Consider the following 18,863-nt stretch of genomic DNA (forward strand, 5'->3'; position numbering starts at 1 on the left):
TGGGAAAAAATAAGGCTGCTGAGCTTGCACAGACCCATAGCGAGAAGAGGAGGCAATATGGACAAGGAATATTATCACTGGAGCGATGCCCTATCGGAGCAGGACATTCCGGCAGAGGCGGTCAATTGGGACAATATTATTGCGGGTCCGGAGGATGCGGGACTGGATGAGGACGCAGCACTGCTGGATGCTGATGCAACCATTGGGGAGCTTCCGGCGGAAGATGACGACGAAGAATAGGAGGCTAGAAAAGAATGGATATAACACGTGCGCAGGATATTTACGCTTCCAAGGACAAAATCGCGGTGCATCTTGATGGAGAACCAGTGTGGATTGAGCATGTTGATTCCGCTAACGGCATGGCAACGGTTCAGGTAGGCTCCCGGCCGGCGAATACGCAGACTGTTGGTGTTGAGCGGCTGGAGGAGCAGGGGAAGTAGCGGGAGCGTAAAAGTAACTCAGCATTGGGGCAGGACCTTATTGGCGGTATTATTAACGCCAATAAGTCCTGCTTTTTCTCGCTGAAACGGTACCGTCCTCTAAAAGGACGGCAAAGCCGTTTCCACTTGGTGTGTTGGTTGTTGGCTGATCCTCTAGCTGGTGCATGGAGCTCTATAGGCTAGTTTTAGGCGGTGGCGGTAAGCGGAAAGAGGAACATTAGTCGGGAAGGTGGTGCAGAAGTGCCCCGGAATTGGAGGAAAGGGAGCATGGGGCGGGTATAAGGTGCAGAAGTGCCTATGAATTTAAGTGAAATGGGCGTGGAGCGGCGGCTTCAGGGGGGCGAGTTGGGAGGAAGATGTTGAGCGGACTGGAGTGCTCTTATTTGGATGAAACTCTTCGTTTTGTGGACCCGACCGGACTCAGATGTCGTTAAGTAACCCACTCAGCGTAACATTTGGCTCAAAATTGGAAATTAACGGCTCCTGAGTCCGCAACAAGCATCAAAATGATATTTTAAGCCAAATAGCGGCTTCTGGGTCCGCTGAACTCCCAGCACTCCGCTTATGCGCCACCACACTCATTCGTCTCCTCACCCACTGTCGTCTTGTTCATCCGCCACCACGCTCATTCGTCACCTCACACACCGTCGTCTCGCTCATCCGCACCACACACACCCTGAACTCTCCTCACAGTCACCTCCGCCAGTAACCTTCCCTGCGTCACCCACCAGGCAACGGACCTCTAATTATAGCTGACACAGTTATTGACGCCAGGCGTGGTGACCCCCTATATTTGGAAGAAGTATTTTGACGAAAAGAGATGATGGAAGTGCGTCCGATATTGCTGGGTGTGTGCTCGGCGCTGTTTTTTGCAGTGACGTTTGTGCTGAACCGGAGGATGGAGCTTGCGGGAGGAAGCTGGGCCTGGAGCGCCTCGCTGCGGTATTTGTTCACGCTTCCGCTGCTGCTGGTTATTGTAGCCGGGAGAGGAAAGCTGAAGCCGCTGCTGGCTGCGATGAGAGAACGGCCGGGGGCTTGGCTGCTGTGGGGCACTGTCGGGTTCGGCCTGTTCTACGCGCCCATCTGCTTCGCCGCTGCCTATGCACCGGGCTGGCTGACAGCGGGAACGTGGCAAATCACAATTATCTCCGGTTCCCTGCTGGCTCCGTTCTTCGGAGAATGGGTCAGCGGACCGGGGGGACAAGTATACATAAGAGGTAAAATCCCGCTGCGCGGGCTGCTCCTCTCCCTGATTATTCTCGCCGGAGTAGCGCTGCTGCAAGTGGAACAGGTGCGGCAGCTTGCCCTATCCCAGGTCCTGCTCGGCATTGTCCCGGTACTTATCGCTTCCTTCGCTTATCCGCTCGGAAACCGTAAAATGATGGAGCTGTGCGGCGGCCAGCTGGATGTATTCCAGCGGATTCTTGGCATGACGCTCGCCAGCCTGCCCTTCTGGCTGGCTGTTGCTCTGTATGGGATGGCAGATACAGGACTTCCCTCCTCCCCGCAGGTAGGACAATCAGTCATTGTTGCACTCAGTTCGGGAATTGTGGCTACGGTGCTGTTTTTCCGGGCTACCGATCTGGTCCGGGATAACATGGGCAGTCTGGCAGCCGTGGAAGCGACCCAGTCACTGGAGGTGTTGTTCGCCTTGCTGGGGGAGATGCTCCTGCTGGCCTCGCCGCTGCCGTCCCTGCTCTCTTGGGCAGGGATTGCGGTCATTATTGGCGGAATGGTGCTGCATAGCCTATTCTCCCGGCATCCGGGGAAGCCTGCGGCGGTTCAAGCGGCCTCGAGGGACTAACAGCGGCTGTTGCGGTACAAGTAGCATACCGATATAATTAAGGATATTGTTAACCGTTAAGGGACTTCAAAAAGGTGGTAGTTGCAGCTTTGGATAATAATACACAAACGGTGTTTACCTACCGTTCATTCAGCCTTCAGGATACGGAGGCACTTGCCGCCGCCATCGCTGCCGCGTCATCGGCGGGGATGGTTATCGGACTTGACGGGGATCTGGGTGCGGGCAAAACGGCGTTCTCGCAGTGCTATGCGCGCCATTTGGGTGTGGAAGGTATTGTGAATAGCCCTACTTTTACCATTATCAAAGAGTATGAAGGACGTCTGCCGCTGTATCATATGGATGTATACCGGATATCGCTGCAGGAAGCGGACGAGCTGGGGCTGGAAGAGTATTTCTATGGTCAGGGCGTGAGTCTGGTGGAATGGAGCCGAATCATCACTGATCTGATGCCGCCGCGGCATCTCCATATAGAGCTGAAGACCGCCGGCCCGGATGAACGGGAGATTACGGTGACCGGAATCGGAGAGCCTTACGGCGAAGTGTGCCGGATGCTGATCCAGAAGTGGGGTAAAGAAACATGACGAACTCGAATAATGAGCCGCGTAAGCGGTTTTTGGCGCTGGATACATCTACGGCAGTTCTGGGAGTGGCCGTGACTTGCGGCGGGGAGCTGCTGCATGAGATTAATGCTTCCGGGGAGCGGAACCATTCGGTTCATCTGCTGCCTATTATTGAGCAGGCGCTTCAGGCGTCTGCGACGACGGCTGATACAATCGGCGGAATCTCGGTCGGGATCGGCCCGGGCTCCTATACCGGAACACGGATCGCTGTGACCGCAGCGAAGACGCTGGCCTGGGCCTGGAACGTTCCGGTTACCGGCGTATCCAGCCTGCATGCGCTGGCCTGGGGCGGATACCATGCGGCTTCTGCGCTTGGCGCGGCAGGAACAGACTGGATCATTCCGCTGATCGATGCCCGGCGGGGACAGGCGTACACCGCTGTATTCGCGGCGGACGGGGACAAGCCGCCCCGGCGGCTGGCACCGGATGCTATCCGGCTGATGGCCGACTGGGTGCAGGAGCTGGCGGTACAGCTGAAGGAAGCCGCAGCTGAAGGCAATCTGCCGGAGACCCTGTGGTTCGTAGGCGAGACGGCGCTGCACGGAAGTGCGGATATGCTGGCTCCGCTGATGGAAGCTGCCAATGTCCAGGCGTTGCCTTATGAGCTGGAAGGACGCTGGACCGGCTTACTGGCGGAAGCGGGCCTTTATGAAGAGAGCGGAGATCTGCATACGCTGATTCCCAATTATACGCAGCTGTCGGAGGCGGAGGCGAATCTGCGCCGCAGCAGCGAAGGGAGCCTGAATACACGATGATCGAACCGGAACGTAGACCAGCTCAGGGGGCTGAGCTTGTTTTTCGCCTGATGCGGCTGGAGGATGTGCCTGCGATTCTTGTGATTGAACGGGAGGCCTTCACCATGCCTTGGACAGAGGAAGCCTTCCGCAACGAGCTGACCCACAATCATTTTGCCAAATATATGGTGATGGAGCTGGAAGGGAAATTAATCGGCTACGCTGGAATGTGGGCGATTGTCGATGAGGCGCATGTCACCAATATTGCACTGCTGGAGGCCTACCGGGGGCGTAAATGGGGCGAGCGGCTGCTGGACGAGCTGATGAAAACGGCGGCTTATCTCGGCATGCAGTCGATCACGCTTGAAGTACGGGTCTCCAATGAGGTGGCCCAGAATTTATACCGCAAAAAAGGCTTCAAGCCTGCCGGTACCCGCAAGGGCTATTATTCGGACAACCGCGAGGATGCGCTCATCATGTGGGCCGATCTGCCGGAGTACGGGGAGCAAGCTGTAACGGAAGGAAGCGTGGACTTGAAATGAAGACAGACACGGGCGCAAGGGAGCCTGTATTGATTCTGGCGATTGAAACCAGCTGTGACGAGACCTCTGTAGCTGTAGTGAAGGATGGCTGTGAGGTGTTGTCCAATATTATTTCCAGCCAGATTGAGACCCACCGGGCATTCGGGGGAGTGGTGCCTGAGGTGGCCTCCCGCAAGCATGTCGAGGTGATAACGCTGGTCATTGAAGAAGCCTTAAGCGTAGCTGGCGTACGTCCGCAGGAGCTGACGGCAGTGGCAGTAACGCAGGGTCCGGGACTGGTGGGGGCGCTGCTGGTAGGAGTCGTGGCTGCCAAAAGCCTCGCGCTGGCCTGGGGCAAGCCGCTCATCGGCACGCATCATATTGCCGGTCATATCTATGCCAACCGGCTGGTCAAGGAATTGAAGTATCCTAACATGACGCTGGTGGTGTCAGGGGGACATACGGAGCTGGTGCATATGGAGCGGGAAGGAAGCTTCCGGATTATCGGGCGTACCCGTGACGATGCCGTCGGAGAGGCGTATGACAAAGTAGCCCGTGCCCTGGGCTTCCCTTATCCGGGAGGGCCGCATGTGGACAAGCTTGCGCATGAAGCGGAAGAAGCCTTCGCTCTGCCGCGTGTGTGGCTGGAGCCGGGTTCGTATGACTTCAGCTTCAGCGGGCTGAAGTCTGCGGTGCTGAATGCGGTGAATCAGAGCAAGATGAAGGGGCTTGTGCCGGATGTCGCGGCCATTGCGCGCGGCTTCCAGGAATCTGTAGTTGAAGTGTTGATTGAGAAGGCGATCCGTGCCGTCCGTGAATACCACGCGGAGCAGCTTCTGCTCTGCGGAGGGGTAGCGGCAAACAAGGGGCTGCGCGAAGCCCTGATCCGGCGCTGCGGGACAGAGGGGATTGAGCTGATTATCCCTCCTCCCGTGTATTGTACGGATAATGCGGCGATGATCGGTGCCGCAGCTTATGTGAAATGGAGACATGAAGGCGGGATTCAGCTGGATATGGTCGCCGATCCCGGGTATTCGCTGGAGAAATGGTCGGTATCTGCCTATTGACTTTTGCAGAAGCCGCCGGGTATAATCAGTTCAATTCAATTACTTTATATTTGAACAAACGCAATGATCGGAAGCAGTAAGGTCACTCCGGGATAAGAGAGCTGCGGGAAGGTGCGACGCAGTCGATGGAGACCTGAACTCGTCCGGGAGCGGAGCGGTGGAAGCAGGGAGCTCTTTGAACAGGAGCGCTAGCCGGTACAGGATGTAATCCGGCGACCTTAGGTACACCGTTACGGTTAACCTCCGTGAGAGGGTGGTCAGTCAGGGCTTGGCGGAATGGGAACATGCCGGGAACCTTGCAGACATGGAGTGGGTATCGCAGAACAGCTGGAAGGCTAGCGGGTTCGGATATCAACAAGAGTGGTACCGCGACAGTGAGCAGCCTGTCGTCTCTTGAATGAGACGGCAGGCTTTTTTGTGCACATTTTGTGAGAAGTTTATAGGAATGACACGCTAGGATCGGGAGCAGTAGACGGCTAAGGTGAACAGAGAGCTGCGGGGAGGTGCGACGCAGACACCAGAGGCCGGCGAATCTCGCCCGTGAGCGGAGCGGCGGAAAGAGCTACAGGTACGCTGCTACGGATGTCCCCGTTACGGACCCTTCAGATCTTTAGAGCTTCCGTTATCGGGGCTGTGAGATCTGATACTAAGCTGGACGCAGCCGGGACTTCTGTACATCAGGAAGCCTATGCGTCAAAAAGAGTGGTACCGCGGAGGGCTGACCCCCCGTCTCTTTATAAGAGACGGGGGGTCTTTGTGCTTTTTAGGAGGCAGCTCTCCATTAGATAAACCTAATTTGAGGAGGAATTACGATGATCATTCCGGTAAAGAAACGAATTCAGATTTTTGATACGACGCTGCGCGATGGCGAGCAGGCCCCGGGAGCCAGTCTTACCCCTGAGCAAAAGATTATTCTGGCCGGCAAGCTGGCGGACCTGGGAGTGGATGTCATGGAGCCGGGGTTCCCTGTATCCAGCCCGGGGGATTTCGCTGCGGTGGAGACGATCTCCCGCAAGATTCAGGGCGTAGAGATCTGCGGCTTCGCACGTGCAGTCAAGGGGGATATCGATGCTGCTGTACGGGCCACCCGGGATGCCGCGCGGCGGCGGATTCATCTGTTCATCTCCTCCTCCGACATCCACCTGCGCCATCAGCTGCGCATGAGCCGCCCTGAGGTAGTAGCGGTTGCCAGAGAGATGACGGCTTATGCCCGCCAGTTCTGCGATGTGGTAGAGTTCACTGCAATGGACGCTGCGCGGACGGGTATCGACGATCTGATCGAGATGGTCGAGGCGGTGATTGAAGAGGGCGCTTCGATTATCAATCTGCCGGACACGGTGGGTTATGCGCTGCCGCAGGAATACGGAGAGATGTTCCGGCGTGTGCGGCTTGGGGCCAGGGGCGGAGACAAGGTCATCTACAGCGCCCACTGCCATAACGATCTGGGCCTCGCCGTAGCGAACAGCCTGGCGGCCATTGAAGGCGGCGCCACACAAATTGAGGTCACGGTCAACGGTGTGGGCGAGCGGACCGGCAACTGTGCGCTGGAGGAGCTGGTCATGGCGCTGGAGACACGCGGAGACTCTATTGGCGCCGAGACTGGAATCGTGCTGGATAAGCTGTATGACACCTCGCGGATGATCAGCGGGGCGATGCATTTCCCGATTGCCTTCAACAAGCCGGTGGTCGGGCGCAATGCCTTCCAGCATGAATCCGGCATCCATCAGGACGGTCTGCTGAAGGACCGCAGCACCTACGAGATTATGGACCCGGAGCGGCTGGGCATCCCGCGCAGCATGATTATTCTCGGCAAGCATTCCGGCCGGCATGCACTGAAGGACCGCGCCGCGAAGTACGGCATCGCCCTGGATTCGGCGGAGCTGGACGCGCTCTACGAATCCTTCAAGGAGACGGCTGACCGCCAGAAGGCCGTCAGCGACGATGAGCTGCTGCGGATGGTCAGCAGCACCACCGGACAGCAGGCGCAGGTCTATGCGCTCGGCGAGGTCCAGGTCCTGGCCGGCAGCGCGCCGCGCCGCGTGGCCGCAGTGACGGTGCGCCATCTGCAGAGCGGCGCAGAGACGACCCAGACCAGCACCGGAGACGGTCCGCTGGAAGCAATCATTGCCGCTATAGGGCAAGGGATTGCCGAGGATATCCGCTTCGACGGGCTGGAGCTGCATTCCCTCGGCAGCGGCGGGAATGCCCAGGCCGAGGCTGCCGTCATGGTGGAGTGGAAGGACACCAAGTTCCGGGGCACGGCCATCCATCACGATATCGTGATGGCCGCAGGCATTGCCTATATCGCCGCCTGCAATGCGGCGCTGCTGTCGGAATCAGAGGTGCCCGCTCCCGGCGCGGCGGTGAACAGCTAGAGCGGGGTTGTCCAAAGCATCAGGAGCACCAGCACCAGGAGCAGGTAGAGTGCCTTTACCCTAACGCATCTTGCCAAGCCCGATTTTACGGACTTGGCAGATGCGTTTTTTTGAAGCCGGCGGGACAGGGGCATTGGAGGGGAGAGCGTAAAGCGGATATAACGGGAGGAGTAAGGAGAGGGTTACCCGTCAAAGTAATCGTGCAAAGAGAGTACAGTTGGAGAAACGTAGCTTAATTTCCCGGTTTCTGAGATATATAACGAAGCAAGTGGAAAAACAGCATTTAATGGTGCTAATTGTGCCACATGGGCCGCAACTGTGATCTATTAAATGTAGTTTCTCCAACTGCTGTTGCTGTAGGGAACAATCTTGCTTTAGCAAGTGGAGAAAATCCATTTAATGAACAGAATAGCACCGCACCTGGCTCGTACCTTGCCGAAACAGGTCATTCCGCCGCTGTCCTGTCTCTGAAATTTGAGCTTTATCCAGCAGAATTTTTGCCTCATGCGGCATTTGTCAACCTGTGGACAACGTTATCCACATATTCCGCACGAGTTGTGTAAAAACCGTGTAAAATCAGCAATAACGCCTTTTTTGCGAGCGCTATAAACAGGAGGTTATGCTCTGAAACAAAATTGTGAGAATTGTGGATAATGTGGATAATTCGGTGGATAAAAAGTCCTTGACAAGCAAAGTAGCCATTTTACGCATGAAAAAAGCCCCGAAGGGCTAATTTTAGGTGATAGTTATGCACGGAAACTGTGGATGGGGCTGTGGATAACTACATTTGAACAAATTGGAAACTGTTAAAATTTTTTTTGAACCGCTTTTACATTATTCCTCAGCCAGTTTCTCCCATTCGCTAAATAAATCTCCCAGCTCGCGTTTTTTGTCCTTCAGCTCACTTTCATGCTCCTGAAGCGCCATATAATCCTGATACACCTCAGGTTTAGTCATTTCATGCTCAATCCCCGAGATGGCTTCCTCCAGCTTCGCGATATTCTCCTCCAGTTCAGAGATGCGGCGCTGGCGGTTCCGCTCCTCGCGTTTGGCCTGTTTCTCCGCTTCATAGGAGAGGGAGCTGCCTCTTTCCGCCGCTATCGCTTCGCTGTCGGCATTGCGGGAGGACTTGGCGGCGGCAAGCTCGGCTTCCTCTTCGGCAATTGCCTTGAGCTCGAGCTTTTTCTCAATATAGTCGTCATAATTGCCCAAGTACTGATCAATTCCGTCCGGGTGCAGTTCAAGTACCCGTTCAGCCATCTTGTTGAGGAAATAACGGTCATGGGAAATGAACAGCAGGGTGCCTTCAAAATCGATCAGGGCCGATTCGAGCACCTCGCGGCTGACGAGATCCAGATGGTTGGTAGGCTCATCGAGAATCAGCATATTGGCTCCGCGCAGCATCAGCTTGGACAGGGCGACGCGGGCCTTCTCACCGCCGCTCAGCGCAGCGACCTTCTTAAGTACATCCTCGCCGCTGAACAGGAAGTTGCCGAGAATCGTGCGGATTCTGGCCTCCTCCAGCATCGGATATTCGCTCCACAGCTCCTCCAGCACAGTATTGCGCGGATTCAGCCGGGTCTGCTCCTGATCATAGTAGGCGATCTTCACCTTGGTTCCCCAGTTCACGGTTCCGCGGGAAGGCTCGCGGGTGCCGGTCATACATTGCAGCAGTGTGGACTTCCCGATCCCGTTCGGCCCGATCAGCGCCGCTGTCTCGCCGCGCCGCAGCTCGAAGGAGGCATTGCGGAAGAGCGGTGCAGCCTCCGGACTGAAGGAGACTGCCACCTCCCGGACCTGGAGCACCTCCTTGCCGGACATGAAGTCGGGCTCGAAGGAGAAGCTGGCCTTCTTCAGGTCGCCCAGCGGCTTGTCGATGCGCTCCATCTTGTCGAGCGCCTTACGGCGGCTCTGTGCCCGCTTGGTGGTCGAGGCCCGGACAATGTTGCGCTGCACGAAATCCTCCATCCGCGAAATTTCGTCCTGCTGCTTCTCGTACTGCTTCATACGGATCTCGTATTCCGCAGCCTTCAGCTCCATATAACGGCTGTAGTTGCCTGTGTATCTGCGCGATTGGTGCCGCTCGATCTCTACGATGGTCGTCACCAGGCGGTCGAGGAAATACCGGTCATGGGATACGACCAGAATGCCTCCGGCGTAGCCGCGCAGATAATCCTCCAGCCAGGTGAGCGTCTCGATGTCCAAATGGTTAGTCGGCTCATCGAGCATGAGCAGATCGGGTGCTTGAAGCAGGATACGGGCCAGTGCCAGACGCGTCTTTTGGCCTCCGCTTAACGTTGAGATTGGAGTATCCGGTGCGAACTCCCCGAAGCCCATCCCGTGCAGCACGCTGCGGATGCGTGTATTGATCTCATAGCCGCCGTGATCCTTGAACCAGTCGGAGCGTCTGGCATAACGCTCCAGCAGATCCTCATAACGCTTCGGATCTTCGGCAAGTGCGGGATCGGCGATATCCGCCTCAAGCTGCCGCAGCTCGGCTTCCGCCTCCAGCAGCGGCGCAAATACCGCGAGCATCTCTTCCTGTATGGTGTTATCCGACTGCAGGCCGCTATTCTGGGCCAGGTAGCCAATCGTAGTCTCTTTAGACTTATGAATTTGTCCGCTGTCATAAGACATCTCACCCGCAAGAATCTGCAGAAAGGTCGATTTGCCTGCTCCGTTGACGCCAACCAGCCCGACTCTCTCCCTCTCGTTCACCATGAGATTAATGCCGTCCAGCACGCTTTGTATACCGTATGATTTCGTAATTCCTGTCGCTTGAAGAAGCATTCTGATGAAACCTCCGCCCTTGCAAATTGGCCTTGGCGGCTTGCGCCCAGGCGATTGTCCAATCTTATTCTCCAGTTTACATGAAAAAGGTTGGACGTGCGAGGTCCATTCTCCTAACAAGGGGAATGAATCAACCTTGGCGAACCAGTGAGAAGAGTGGTAAACTGAGCTTACAAACTATGATAAGCTAGGAACAAGTGAAGGAGGAGGCTGCCTATGCAGGACAGCAGCATGCAGCTTGCCGGGCGGAAACGTGAGCTTCGCACCGGGAATGCCGCGCTCCGCGATGCCTTGCCCATGGAGCAGCGGGAGCTGTTATCCGCCCGGGTATGCGCCCATGCCTGGAGCTGGTTCGCGCAGGAAGGCGCAGCTTCACTGCTTGCGTATGCGCCGTTTCGCTCCGAGCTGGACTGCCGTCCGCTTCTTGCGGCGGCGTGGGCTGAAGAGCACGAGGTGCTGCTTCCCCGCGTCAACCGGGAGAGCGGGGATTTAAGCCTACACCAGGTAAGCTCCTGGGATGAGCTTGTCCCTGGAACCTACGGGATCATGGAGCCGGCGGCGGGGAGTGCTGCACTTGCCGGACCCATCATGCAAGCAGCAGGACGGGGAACCAGCTGGCCGGAGGTCATCTTCGTGCCCGGACTGGCCTTTGACCGGCGGGGCGGGCGCCTCGGCTACGGACGCGGATATTATGACCGCCTGCACACCGCCTTGGAGGCGGTAGCCCCCGGCACGGCTGCCAAGCCCATATGGATTGGTCTGGCCTACGGCCTCCAGCTGGTACCCGAAGTACCGCTTGAAGAGCATGATGCCTTAATGGATCTGCTGATTACGGAGAACGGCATCTGGGATTGCCGGAAGGAGAGGGCTACATGGAATTAACTCATTTCAACGAGCAGGGCAGAGCCCGCATGGTGGATGTGAGCGACAAGGAAGTTACCAAGCGGACAGCGGCAGCCAGAAGCCAGGTACATATGGCCCCGGAGACGCTGAGCGCCATTAAGGCGGGAACGATCCGCAAGGGCGATGTGCTTGCGGTAGCTCAGGTTGCAGGAATCATGGCGGCGAAGCAGACCTCGGGCTGGATTCCGATGTGCCACCCGCTGCCGCTTACCGGAGTGGATATCCGCTTCATGGATAACAACAAAGATGAACTATATATAGAAGCAACCGTCAGCACTACCGGCAAGACCGGGGTGGAGATGGAGGCGCTCACTGCCGTATCGGCGGCGGCGCTGACCGTATATGATATGTGCAAGGCGCTGCAGAAGGACATGATTATCGGACCTACGATGCTGGTGTCCAAGAGCGGCGGTAAGAATGGGGATTACGCGCTGGAAGCAGAATAGAGCAGCAGCAGGGAATGATACAGCCGAAGGCGCAGCGGCAGCTGCTTCAGCAGCCGGACATACATAGTACATAGAGAGGGAGGGACAACCTATGGCGTGGAAAACAGCAATCCTGACGGCCAGTGATAAAGGGGCCAGGGGCGAACGGGAAGACACGAGCGCCCAGGTGATTCGGGAGCTGGTGGAAGAGGAGCTGGGCGGCGAGATCATTGAATACCGGATCGTGCCTGACGAGCAGGATGAGATTATTGCTGCACTGATTGAGCTCACGGATTATTTCCAGGCGGATCTGGTGCTTACTACCGGCGGAACCGATCTGGCGATCCGCGATGTTACGCCGGAGGCGACGCGGCGGGTTATTGAACGCGAAGTGCCCGGACTCTCCGAGGCGATGCGCAGTACGGTCATGCAGAAGAACCGCGCAGCAATGCTGTTCCGGGGAATCTGCGGGATCCGCGGAAGAACCCTGATTGTCAATCTGCCTGGTACCCCGAAGGGGGTACATGAGAATCTGGCAGCAATTATGGATCAGCTGCCGGAAGCTCTGTTAATGGTTACAGGGCAATACCGCCAGTAATAAGCCCCGGTTCCACCCGCTTTTGTCTAAATCGTTCAGGATAGACGATGGATGTGTGATATAAGTTATGGTATTATTATTTTATCGTTAACTATTGTCATGAACGGACAGAAGGATGGGAGGAAACCGGAATGTTAGGTGGTATTGGCACACCCGGAATTATCTTGTTGGTTATCTTGGCGCTTCTGCTCTTTGGTCCCAATAAGCTTCCTGAATTGGGGCGGGCAGTCGGGCGTACCTTCCGTGAATTCAAGGATGGTGCACGGGAGATTGTGAACGAGCCGGAACCGGCCAAGCGGAGCGAGACACCTGCTCCTGCGGCCTCGCAGACGGTAGCAGCAGAACTTCCGCAGGACCGCCGTCTGCCGGAATAATTGTAAGGTTCCCACGCAGGGGCGTCTTTCCCAGGTCTGCTAATAGACTGGGACGGCGCCCTTTTTTTGAAATATAAGCATTTAAATGTTGCACACGATAAATTATCCATTGCTAATATATCTATCCGGGTGGTGTCAGTCATGTCTCTGGAAGCGGAAGAAATGTCCCTCGTCGATCATCTGACGGAGCTGCGCAGACGTCTTATCTACGTGCTGATTGTATTTGTGGCCGGACTTGTGCTGGGCTTATTCGTCGCCAAACCAATCTATCTGTACCTGATCAGCGCCGACGCTGCGCAAGGCTTTGTACTGCATGCGTTCTCCTTCTGGGACGGGATCGGGATGTATATGAAGATCGCCATGGCGGTCTCGCTGGTCTTCTCCGTACCGTTCATTGCCTTCCAGCTATGGGCATTCATCAGCCCCGGTCTGCGTCCTGTGGAGCGGAGTGCTGCCCTGCGATATGTGCCTTATGTGTTTGTGTTGTTTATTGCCGGCATTGCTTTTGCCTATTACATAGTATTCCCTATGGCCTTGTCCTTCACCATTTCGATTACGCGGAATATGGGGCTTGAAGAGACCTACGGCATCGCTGAATACTTCAACTTCCTGTTCAGTCTGGTGATTCCGCTGGCCCTGCTCTTCGAGCTGCCGCTGATTGTCATGTTCCTGACCAAGCTTAGGGTGCTGAATCCGCTGCGTCTGCGCAAGATGCGCCGTTATGCCTATTTCGCGCTTGTGTTTATTGCTGTGGTCATTACGCCGCCTGATTTCATCTCGGACTTTCTGGTGACAATTCCGCTGCTGGTGCTGTATGAATTCAGTGTGTTTCTGTCCGCGTTCGTCTACCGCAGGCAATTGGCCGAGGACGCCAAGCGGGAGGCGCGGTATGTGAAGGCAGAATGAATGGATGGGGGGCATAAACTGCCCCTTGATGGATAGAATGTAGGAAAGTGTGTGCCGGACAAGCACTGAAACCATAATTTTGCAAAAAAACAAATACGATTTTACGTAAAAGGACTTGAAATCCGCCTTCAAGTTGAGTATCATAAAAATTGTTGTTAGCACTACAGAGGGTTGAGTGCTAACGCTGCGAGAAAACCGGGATTGGCCGCAGCAATACCCCTTCAGGGATGCTGATGGTGCAGATCCCCGCAGTTCAATCTATGTTTTCAAGGCAAAACACATAATTTCAAAGGAGGCTATTTTTTCATGATTAAACCACTAGGTGAACGCGTATTGGTAGAACCAAGCGAGCAACAGGAAACCACTTCTTTCGGGATCGTGCTTCCGGACTCTTCCAAAGAGAAGCCGCAAGAAGGTACTATTATCGCTGTAGGCAGCGGGGCTTTGAAAGACGGAGTCCGTGTAGCGCTGGAAGTGAAAGAGGGCGACCGTGTGCTTTTCTCGAAATATGCCGGAACTGAAATCAAATACGAAGGCAAAGAATATCTGATTATGAAAGAAAGCGACATCCACGCTATTCTTGACTAGTCTTGAACGTCTCTCATAATTCAGATTCAGAATACATTCACAAATTATATTAGGAGGTTAACTATACAATGGCTAAAGAAATTAAGTTCAGTGAAGATGCTCGCCGTGCAATGCTGCGCGGGGTTGACGCTTTGGCAAATGCAGTAAAGGTTACACTGGGTCCAAAAGGCCGCAACGTGGTGCTGGAGAAGAAATTCGGCAGCCCGCTGATCACTAACGATGGTGTAACCATCGCCAAAGAAATCGAACTCGAAGATGCCTTCGAGAACATGGGCGCACAGCTCGTTAAAGAAGTAGCTACCAAGACTAATGATGTAGCAGGTGACGGTACTACAACTGCAACGGTTCTGGCTCAGGCTATGATCCGCGAAGGTCTGAAGAACGTAACTGCAGGCGCTAACCCGATGGTTATGCGTAAAGGGATCGACAAAGCAGTTAAGGCTGCTGTCGCTGAACTGCAGAATATCGCTAAGCCGATTGTGGATTCCCAAGCGATCGCACAAGTAGCTGCAATCTCCGCTGCTGACGAAGAAGTGGGCCAACTGATTGCTGAAGCTATGGAAAAAGTGGGCAAGGACGGCGTTATCACCGTTGAAGAATCCCGCGGATTCCTGACTGAGCTTGAAGTGGTTGAAGGTATGCAGTTCGACCGTGGATACATTTCCCCGTACATGATCACGGATACGGACAAGATGGAAGCCGTTCTGGAGAACCCGTACATCCTGATCACAGACAAGAAAATCAGCAGCACTCAAGAAATTCTTCCGCTCTTGGAGAAGATCGTTCAACAGGCACGTCCGCTGGTAATTATCGCTGAAGATATCGAAGGCGAAGCTCAGGCGATGCTGATCGTGAACAAACTGCGCGGAACCTTCAACGCTGTGGCTGTTAAGGCTCCTGGATTCGGCGACCGCCGTGAAGCGATGCTGCAGGATATCGCTGCTCTGACAGGCGGCCAAGTGATCACTGAGAAGCTGGGTCTTGATCTCAAGAGCACTTCCATTGAGCAACTGGGTAATGCCCGTCAAGTGCGCGTAACCAAAGAAAACACTACAATCGTAGACGGAAGCGGCGACAAGGCGGACATCAATGCACGCGTTAGCCAAATCCGTTCCCAGCTGGAAGAAACGACTTCCGAGTTCGACAAAGAAAAACTGCAGGAGCGTCTGGCTAAATTGGCTGGCGGCGTAGCCGTTGTCAAAGTCGGTGCTGCGACTGAAACTGAACTGAAAGAGCGTAAGCTCCGCATCGAAGATGCCCTGAACGCAACCCGCGCTGCGGTTGAAGAAGGTATCGTATCCGGTGGGGGTACAGCTCTTGTGAACGTATATGCTGCTGTAGCTGCTGTTGTAGCTGAAGGCGACGAAAGAACTGGCGTTAACCTCGTGCTGCGCGCACTGGAAGAGCCTGTTCGTACGATCGCTGCTAACGCAGGCCAGGAAGGTTCCGTTATCGTGGACCGCCTGAAAAAAGAAGCCATCGGCATCGGCTACAACGCTGCTACCGATGAGTGGGTAAACATGTTCGAAGCAGGGATCGTTGACCCTGCCAAGGTAACCCGTTACGCGCTGCAGAACGCAGCTTCCGTAGCTGCTATGTTCCTGACTACCGAAGCCGTTATCGCTGACAAGCCAGAACCACCTAGTGCTGGCGGCGGAATGCCGGATATGGGCGGCATGGGCGGTATGGGCGGCATGATGTAATAAGGGTTACAAACCCTTATGCATCAAGGGTTTTCTGAGAAGGAAACCCCGTTTGACCACATGATGCAAAAATAAGAGACTTCCTATGAGTTCATTGAACTTGTGGGAAGTCTCTTTTTCTTCAATCTAATTCTTGATCTAGAAGAGGTTTTACTAAACGACGCACTTCGTCTGTTGAAGTGGTTTCCATTAATTGGTCTCGCAGTTCGTCTGCGCCTCTAAATCCACGAACATAGATTTTGAAATAGCGAAGAAGTGGTTTAAATGAACGTGGCAAGGTTTCTGTTGAATATTTATCATGAAGATCCAACTGTAAAAGAAGTAAATTGAGAAAATCCTTCGCGCTATGTTCTTTAGAGTCTTTCTCAAAAGCAAATGGATTAGTGAAAATGCCGCGGCCAATCATGATACCATCAACGCCGTATTGTTCAACTATTTTTAATCCTGTTGCGCGGTCCGGAATATCTCCATTAATGGTTAACAACGTATTTGGGGCAATTTCATCGCGCAATTTTTTTATTTCAGGAATTAGTTCCCAGTGTGCAGCTACTTTACTCTTCTCTTTTTTGGTACGAAGGTGAATGGAAAGATTCGCAATATCTTGTTTCAATATATGTCCTAACCAATCGCGCCACTCATCAATTTTAGAGTAACCTAATCTTGTTTTAACACTAACCGGCAATCCACCTGCTTTTGCTGCTTGAATAATTTCTGCTGCAACTTCAGGATGGCGTATTAATCCAGCCCCTTTTCCACTGGCTGCGGCGTTTTGTGCCGGGCATCCCATGTTTATATCGATACCACGAAAACCAAGTTTTTTCATATCAATACTCATCTGTTCAAAAAGTGCAGGTTTATTGCCCCAAATATGAGCGACAATCGGTTGCTCATCCGCTGTGAACATTAACCGGCCACCTACATTTTCTTTTCCAACAGGATGACAATAATTTTCTGCACTTGTGAATTCTGTGAAAAATACGTCAGGTTTTGCAGCTTCACTAATGACGTGACGAAATACAATATCTGTGACGTCTTCCATTGGAGCTAATATAAAAAACGGTTTCGGTAAATCCAGCCAAAAGTTTGGTTCGTTACTCATATTATCTTCTCCTGTTGCAACATATAAAAACGATATAATCTATAGCTAAGTCTTTTACCCATCCTACATAGACTAACACATTTTGTTAGGGGATGTGAATCAATTAGGCATCCTTAAAAGTCTGATCTCCTGGAGATCAGGCTCTTTTTGCTGTTGGCCAGAAGGGAGCGGCAAGCGCGAACTTAAAGATTTCTTTAACTTTCACACAGGGGTTAATCCGCCATGTAGAATTGTAGCTTAATAGGATTAATCAATTGAAGGGCCGGAACATGATGACAAAAATCAGAGGTTTTATCATTTTTTTAGTCTTTCTTCTTGCAACAACTCCATCATCAGCAGCGGCACAAAGCTCCAGCTATGCAGAAGCGCTTAACCACTTGGGATTGTTCAGTGGAACGGAGAATGGATATGAGCTGTCGCGGGTGCCTACCAGGGCAGAAGCCCTTGTAATGATGCTGCGTCTGTGGGGCAAGGAGAAGGAGGTCCTGAAAAGCACCTACAACAGTCCATTTACTGATACAGGGTGGGAAAGCCGCTACGTGTCGTATGCCTATACCAAGGGTGTTGTTAATGGAATAGATGAGTTTCGTTTTGGCGGTAACCGGCCCATCTCGCTTAACCAGTATTGTTCAATGGTTTTAAGGGTGCTCAGATATTCAGAAACAAAGGGCGACTTCACTTATGGAACTGCGGTTTCTTTCGCCTCAATAGTTCTAGGAATAGACCTTACCCAAGAACGCGGATTCAACCGGGGAACGCTTGCAAAAATAAGCAGTTATGTTCTAAACACAAGACCCAAAGACCAGCTTGCAACGCTAGGTCAAACCCTTAGTACAGCAAATATTTTCACCACGCAAGCTTTAAACGAGGCGAGGTCACTTTGGGAGCAGGATAAAAAGTTGAATGGAACGACGATTTTAATCTATGCAGTGGGTTCTGACCTTGAATCACAGCAAGGCCGGTTAACCGATGACCTGGAAGAAATTTTGCGGGGTCAGCCCAACCAAAATACGAAAATCCTGCTGCAAACAGGCGGAACGCTCAACTATCACAACAAATATATGACCGATGGAGCAGCCGAACGCTTTGAAGTTAGTCTTGGACAACTGCAAAAGCACGAAAGCCACATCCAAACCGCCGCATCAGACCCTAAAACACTAAAGGATTTTCTTGTATGGGGCAAAACCGTTGCACCAAATGATCGTTACATTCTGATTCTATGGGACCATGGGTATGGAACAATGGGCGGATTTGGCGCAGACGAGCTAAATGAACGAAAAACGATGAAGGTCTCGGAGCTTTCCCAAGCAATCGATTCATCAGATATGTATTTCGACTTAATCGTCTTTGATGCATGCCTTATGGGCACCGTTGAAACTGCCTATGCACTTAGAAATCAGGGCAAATATCTCATAGCTTCTGAAGATTCAACGCCCGCAGCAGGCTTGTACTATACCACATGGATAGGTGCGCTAGAGCGAAACCCGCAGATCAGCACTGAAAGGATAGGGCGCTTAATTTTAGATTCCTTTACCCTTCATTCGGGGATGGAAGCTAAGATGCAAACCACCCTATCAATGATGAAGCTGTCTCAGGCGGAATCCCTGGTTAAGGCCATAGAACATACAGAATTTGATCTCTCCCTAACAGACCTTGCCAACCGCTCAGAGCTATTAGGCAAGAACGACGGGATATTCGATCAATATGATCTTATAGAGATTATGGGCCAATCCTCAGAAGTCACTGCTGCCGCCCAAGCACTTGCCTTCGAAGTAAGAAATTCAGCAGGCTATAACCATCGGGGCGGCGTAGCGGTATATGTCCCTAACAAAAAAATGGAACTCACACATCAAATGAAACAAGAGCTACAAGCCATTGGTCTTAGCTCAAAATACATAGAAACTATTTTCTAACGA

Annotated in this window: 18 protein-coding genes and 2 other annotated features; of the genes, 16 read left to right on the plus strand and 2 right to left on the minus strand. The window is 53.4% G+C overall.

The annotated features are described in order from the left end of the window. Positions 1-57 precede the first annotated feature (57 nt). From NSS83_RS25360 to NSS83_RS25395, 8 genes are all read left to right on the plus strand, one after another. Positions 58-240, plus strand: a complete 183-nt coding sequence (locus tag NSS83_RS25360) for a hypothetical protein (RefSeq protein WP_341187158.1) — start codon at positions 58-60, stop codon at positions 238-240. 14 nt (positions 241-254) lie between these two features. Then, complete coding sequence (locus NSS83_RS25365; RefSeq protein ID WP_341187159.1) at positions 255-440, plus strand: H-type small acid-soluble spore protein; 186 nt, start codon at positions 255-257, stop codon at positions 438-440. Between the two features lie 829 nt (positions 441-1,269). Continuing rightward, positions 1,270-2,244 carry a multidrug resistance efflux transporter family protein gene (locus NSS83_RS25370; protein ID WP_341187160.1) on the plus strand — a complete coding sequence of 325 codons (975 nt, stop codon included), beginning with the start codon at positions 1,270-1,272 and terminating at the stop codon, positions 2,242-2,244. A gap of 110 nt (positions 2,245-2,354) precedes the next feature. Beyond that, the gene (gene tsaE, locus NSS83_RS25375; RefSeq protein ID WP_341188071.1) at positions 2,355-2,825 is read left to right on the plus strand and encodes a tRNA (adenosine(37)-N6)-threonylcarbamoyltransferase complex ATPase subunit type 1 TsaE; all 471 of its coding nucleotides are present in this window, start codon (positions 2,355-2,357) and stop codon (positions 2,823-2,825) included. Then, positions 2,822-3,619: a tRNA (adenosine(37)-N6)-threonylcarbamoyltransferase complex dimerization subunit type 1 TsaB gene (gene tsaB, locus NSS83_RS25380; RefSeq protein ID WP_341187161.1), complete on the plus strand. Its 798-nt coding sequence runs from the start codon at positions 2,822-2,824 to the stop codon at positions 3,617-3,619. The genes tsaE and tsaB overlap by 4 nt, the downstream gene beginning before the upstream one ends. Further along, on the plus strand, positions 3,616-4,140 hold the full coding sequence (gene rimI, locus NSS83_RS25385; protein ID WP_341187162.1) for a ribosomal protein S18-alanine N-acetyltransferase: 525 nt from the start codon (positions 3,616-3,618) through the stop codon (positions 4,138-4,140). The genes tsaB and rimI overlap by 4 nt, the downstream gene beginning before the upstream one ends. After that, a complete protein-coding gene (tsaD, locus tag NSS83_RS25390; protein WP_341346753.1) occupies positions 4,137-5,186 on the plus strand; it encodes a tRNA (adenosine(37)-N6)-threonylcarbamoyltransferase complex transferase subunit TsaD in 1,050 nt (349 codons plus the stop codon). The genes rimI and tsaD overlap by 4 nt, the downstream gene beginning before the upstream one ends. A gap of 54 nt (positions 5,187-5,240) precedes the next feature. Beyond that, positions 5,241-5,583, plus strand: a binding site (T-box leader). A gap of 49 nt (positions 5,584-5,632) precedes the next feature. Further along, positions 5,633-5,923 (plus strand) — a binding site (T-box leader). A gap of 75 nt (positions 5,924-5,998) precedes the next feature. Beyond that, positions 5,999-7,561: a 2-isopropylmalate synthase gene (locus tag NSS83_RS25395; protein WP_341187164.1), complete on the plus strand. Its 1,563-nt coding sequence runs from the start codon at positions 5,999-6,001 to the stop codon at positions 7,559-7,561. Positions 7,562-8,395: 834 nt separating this feature from the next. Here the strand turns inward: NSS83_RS25395 and NSS83_RS25400 are convergent. After that, positions 8,396-10,351: an ABC-F family ATP-binding cassette domain-containing protein gene (locus NSS83_RS25400; RefSeq protein WP_341187165.1), complete on the minus strand. Its 1,956-nt coding sequence runs from the start codon at positions 10,349-10,351 to the stop codon at positions 8,396-8,398. Between the two features lie 216 nt (positions 10,352-10,567). Between NSS83_RS25400 and NSS83_RS25405 the strand changes: the two genes are divergently transcribed. The 7 genes from NSS83_RS25405 to groL all read left to right on the plus strand — a co-directional run bounded on the left by NSS83_RS25405 (position 10,568) and on the right by groL (position 15,848). Next, a complete protein-coding gene (locus NSS83_RS25405; protein WP_341187166.1) occupies positions 10,568-11,233 on the plus strand; it encodes a 5-formyltetrahydrofolate cyclo-ligase in 666 nt (221 codons plus the stop codon). Beyond that, a complete protein-coding gene (moaC, locus tag NSS83_RS25410; RefSeq protein WP_341187167.1) occupies positions 11,224-11,700 on the plus strand; it encodes a cyclic pyranopterin monophosphate synthase MoaC in 477 nt (158 codons plus the stop codon). The genes NSS83_RS25405 and moaC overlap by 10 nt, the downstream gene beginning before the upstream one ends. A gap of 91 nt (positions 11,701-11,791) precedes the next feature. Further along, a complete protein-coding gene (locus NSS83_RS25415) occupies positions 11,792-12,277 on the plus strand; it encodes a MogA/MoaB family molybdenum cofactor biosynthesis protein (protein WP_036693720.1) in 486 nt (161 codons plus the stop codon). A gap of 131 nt (positions 12,278-12,408) precedes the next feature. Further along, positions 12,409-12,651: a twin-arginine translocase TatA/TatE family subunit gene (gene tatA / locus NSS83_RS25420; protein ID WP_341187168.1), complete on the plus strand. Its 243-nt coding sequence runs from the start codon at positions 12,409-12,411 to the stop codon at positions 12,649-12,651. A gap of 141 nt (positions 12,652-12,792) precedes the next feature. Next, the gene (tatC, locus tag NSS83_RS25425) at positions 12,793-13,557 is read left to right on the plus strand and encodes a twin-arginine translocase subunit TatC (RefSeq protein WP_341187169.1); all 765 of its coding nucleotides are present in this window, start codon (positions 12,793-12,795) and stop codon (positions 13,555-13,557) included. A 306-nt stretch (positions 13,558-13,863) separates the two neighbouring features. Continuing rightward, positions 13,864-14,145 carry a co-chaperone GroES gene (gene groES, locus NSS83_RS25430; RefSeq protein WP_036723192.1) on the plus strand — a complete coding sequence of 94 codons (282 nt, stop codon included), beginning with the start codon at positions 13,864-13,866 and terminating at the stop codon, positions 14,143-14,145. A 68-nt stretch (positions 14,146-14,213) separates the two neighbouring features. Further along, on the plus strand, positions 14,214-15,848 hold the full coding sequence (gene groL, locus NSS83_RS25435; protein WP_340756507.1) for a chaperonin GroEL: 1,635 nt from the start codon (positions 14,214-14,216) through the stop codon (positions 15,846-15,848). Positions 15,849-15,969: 121 nt separating this feature from the next. Here the strand turns inward: groL and NSS83_RS25440 are convergent, their stop codons facing one another. Further along, a complete protein-coding gene (locus tag NSS83_RS25440) occupies positions 15,970-16,947 on the minus strand; it encodes a tRNA-dihydrouridine synthase (RefSeq protein ID WP_341187170.1) in 978 nt (325 codons plus the stop codon). Between the two features lie 269 nt (positions 16,948-17,216). Between NSS83_RS25440 and NSS83_RS25445 the strand changes: the two genes are divergently transcribed. After that, a complete protein-coding gene (locus NSS83_RS25445; protein ID WP_341187171.1) occupies positions 17,217-18,860 on the plus strand; it encodes a clostripain-related cysteine peptidase in 1,644 nt (547 codons plus the stop codon). Positions 18,861-18,863 lie beyond the last annotated feature (3 nt).

It is taken from the genome of Paenibacillus sp. FSL H3-0469, from assembly GCF_038051945.1.
In the GTDB taxonomy this organism is placed as follows: Bacteria; Bacillota; Bacilli; order Paenibacillales; family Paenibacillaceae; genus Paenibacillus_AQ.

Bases quoted from the DNA above. Each gene is read 5' to 3' on its own strand.
- NSS83_RS25360 (WP_341187158.1), top strand. From the start codon at position 58: ATGGACAAGGAATATTATCACTGGAGCGATGCCCTATCGGAGCAGGAC.
- NSS83_RS25365 (WP_341187159.1), top strand. From the start codon at position 255: ATGGATATAACACGTGCGCAGGATATTTACGCTTCCAAGGACAAAATC.
- tsaB (WP_341187161.1), top strand. From the start codon at position 2,822: ATGACGAACTCGAATAATGAGCCGCGTAAGCGGTTTTTGGCGCTGGAT.
- rimI (WP_341187162.1), top strand. From the start codon at position 3,616: ATGATCGAACCGGAACGTAGACCAGCTCAGGGGGCTGAGCTTGTTTTT.
- tsaD (WP_341346753.1), top strand. From the start codon at position 4,137: ATGAAGACAGACACGGGCGCAAGGGAGCCTGTATTGATTCTGGCGATT.
- NSS83_RS25395 (WP_341187164.1), top strand. From the start codon at position 5,999: ATGATCATTCCGGTAAAGAAACGAATTCAGATTTTTGATACGACGCTG.
- NSS83_RS25400 (WP_341187165.1), bottom strand. From the start codon at position 10,351: ATGCTTCTTCAAGCGACAGGAATTACGAAATCATACGGTATACAAAGC.
- NSS83_RS25405 (WP_341187166.1), top strand. From the start codon at position 10,568: ATGCAGGACAGCAGCATGCAGCTTGCCGGGCGGAAACGTGAGCTTCGC.
- moaC (WP_341187167.1), top strand. From the start codon at position 11,224: ATGGAATTAACTCATTTCAACGAGCAGGGCAGAGCCCGCATGGTGGAT.
- NSS83_RS25415 (WP_036693720.1), top strand. From the start codon at position 11,792: ATGGCGTGGAAAACAGCAATCCTGACGGCCAGTGATAAAGGGGCCAGG.
- tatA (WP_341187168.1), top strand. From the start codon at position 12,409: ATGTTAGGTGGTATTGGCACACCCGGAATTATCTTGTTGGTTATCTTG.
- tatC (WP_341187169.1), top strand. From the start codon at position 12,793: ATGTCTCTGGAAGCGGAAGAAATGTCCCTCGTCGATCATCTGACGGAG.
- groES (WP_036723192.1), top strand. From the start codon at position 13,864: ATGATTAAACCACTAGGTGAACGCGTATTGGTAGAACCAAGCGAGCAA.
- groL (WP_340756507.1), top strand. From the start codon at position 14,214: ATGGCTAAAGAAATTAAGTTCAGTGAAGATGCTCGCCGTGCAATGCTG.
- NSS83_RS25440 (WP_341187170.1), bottom strand. From the start codon at position 16,947: ATGAGTAACGAACCAAACTTTTGGCTGGATTTACCGAAACCGTTTTTT.
- NSS83_RS25445 (WP_341187171.1), top strand. From the start codon at position 17,217: ATGATGACAAAAATCAGAGGTTTTATCATTTTTTTAGTCTTTCTTCTT.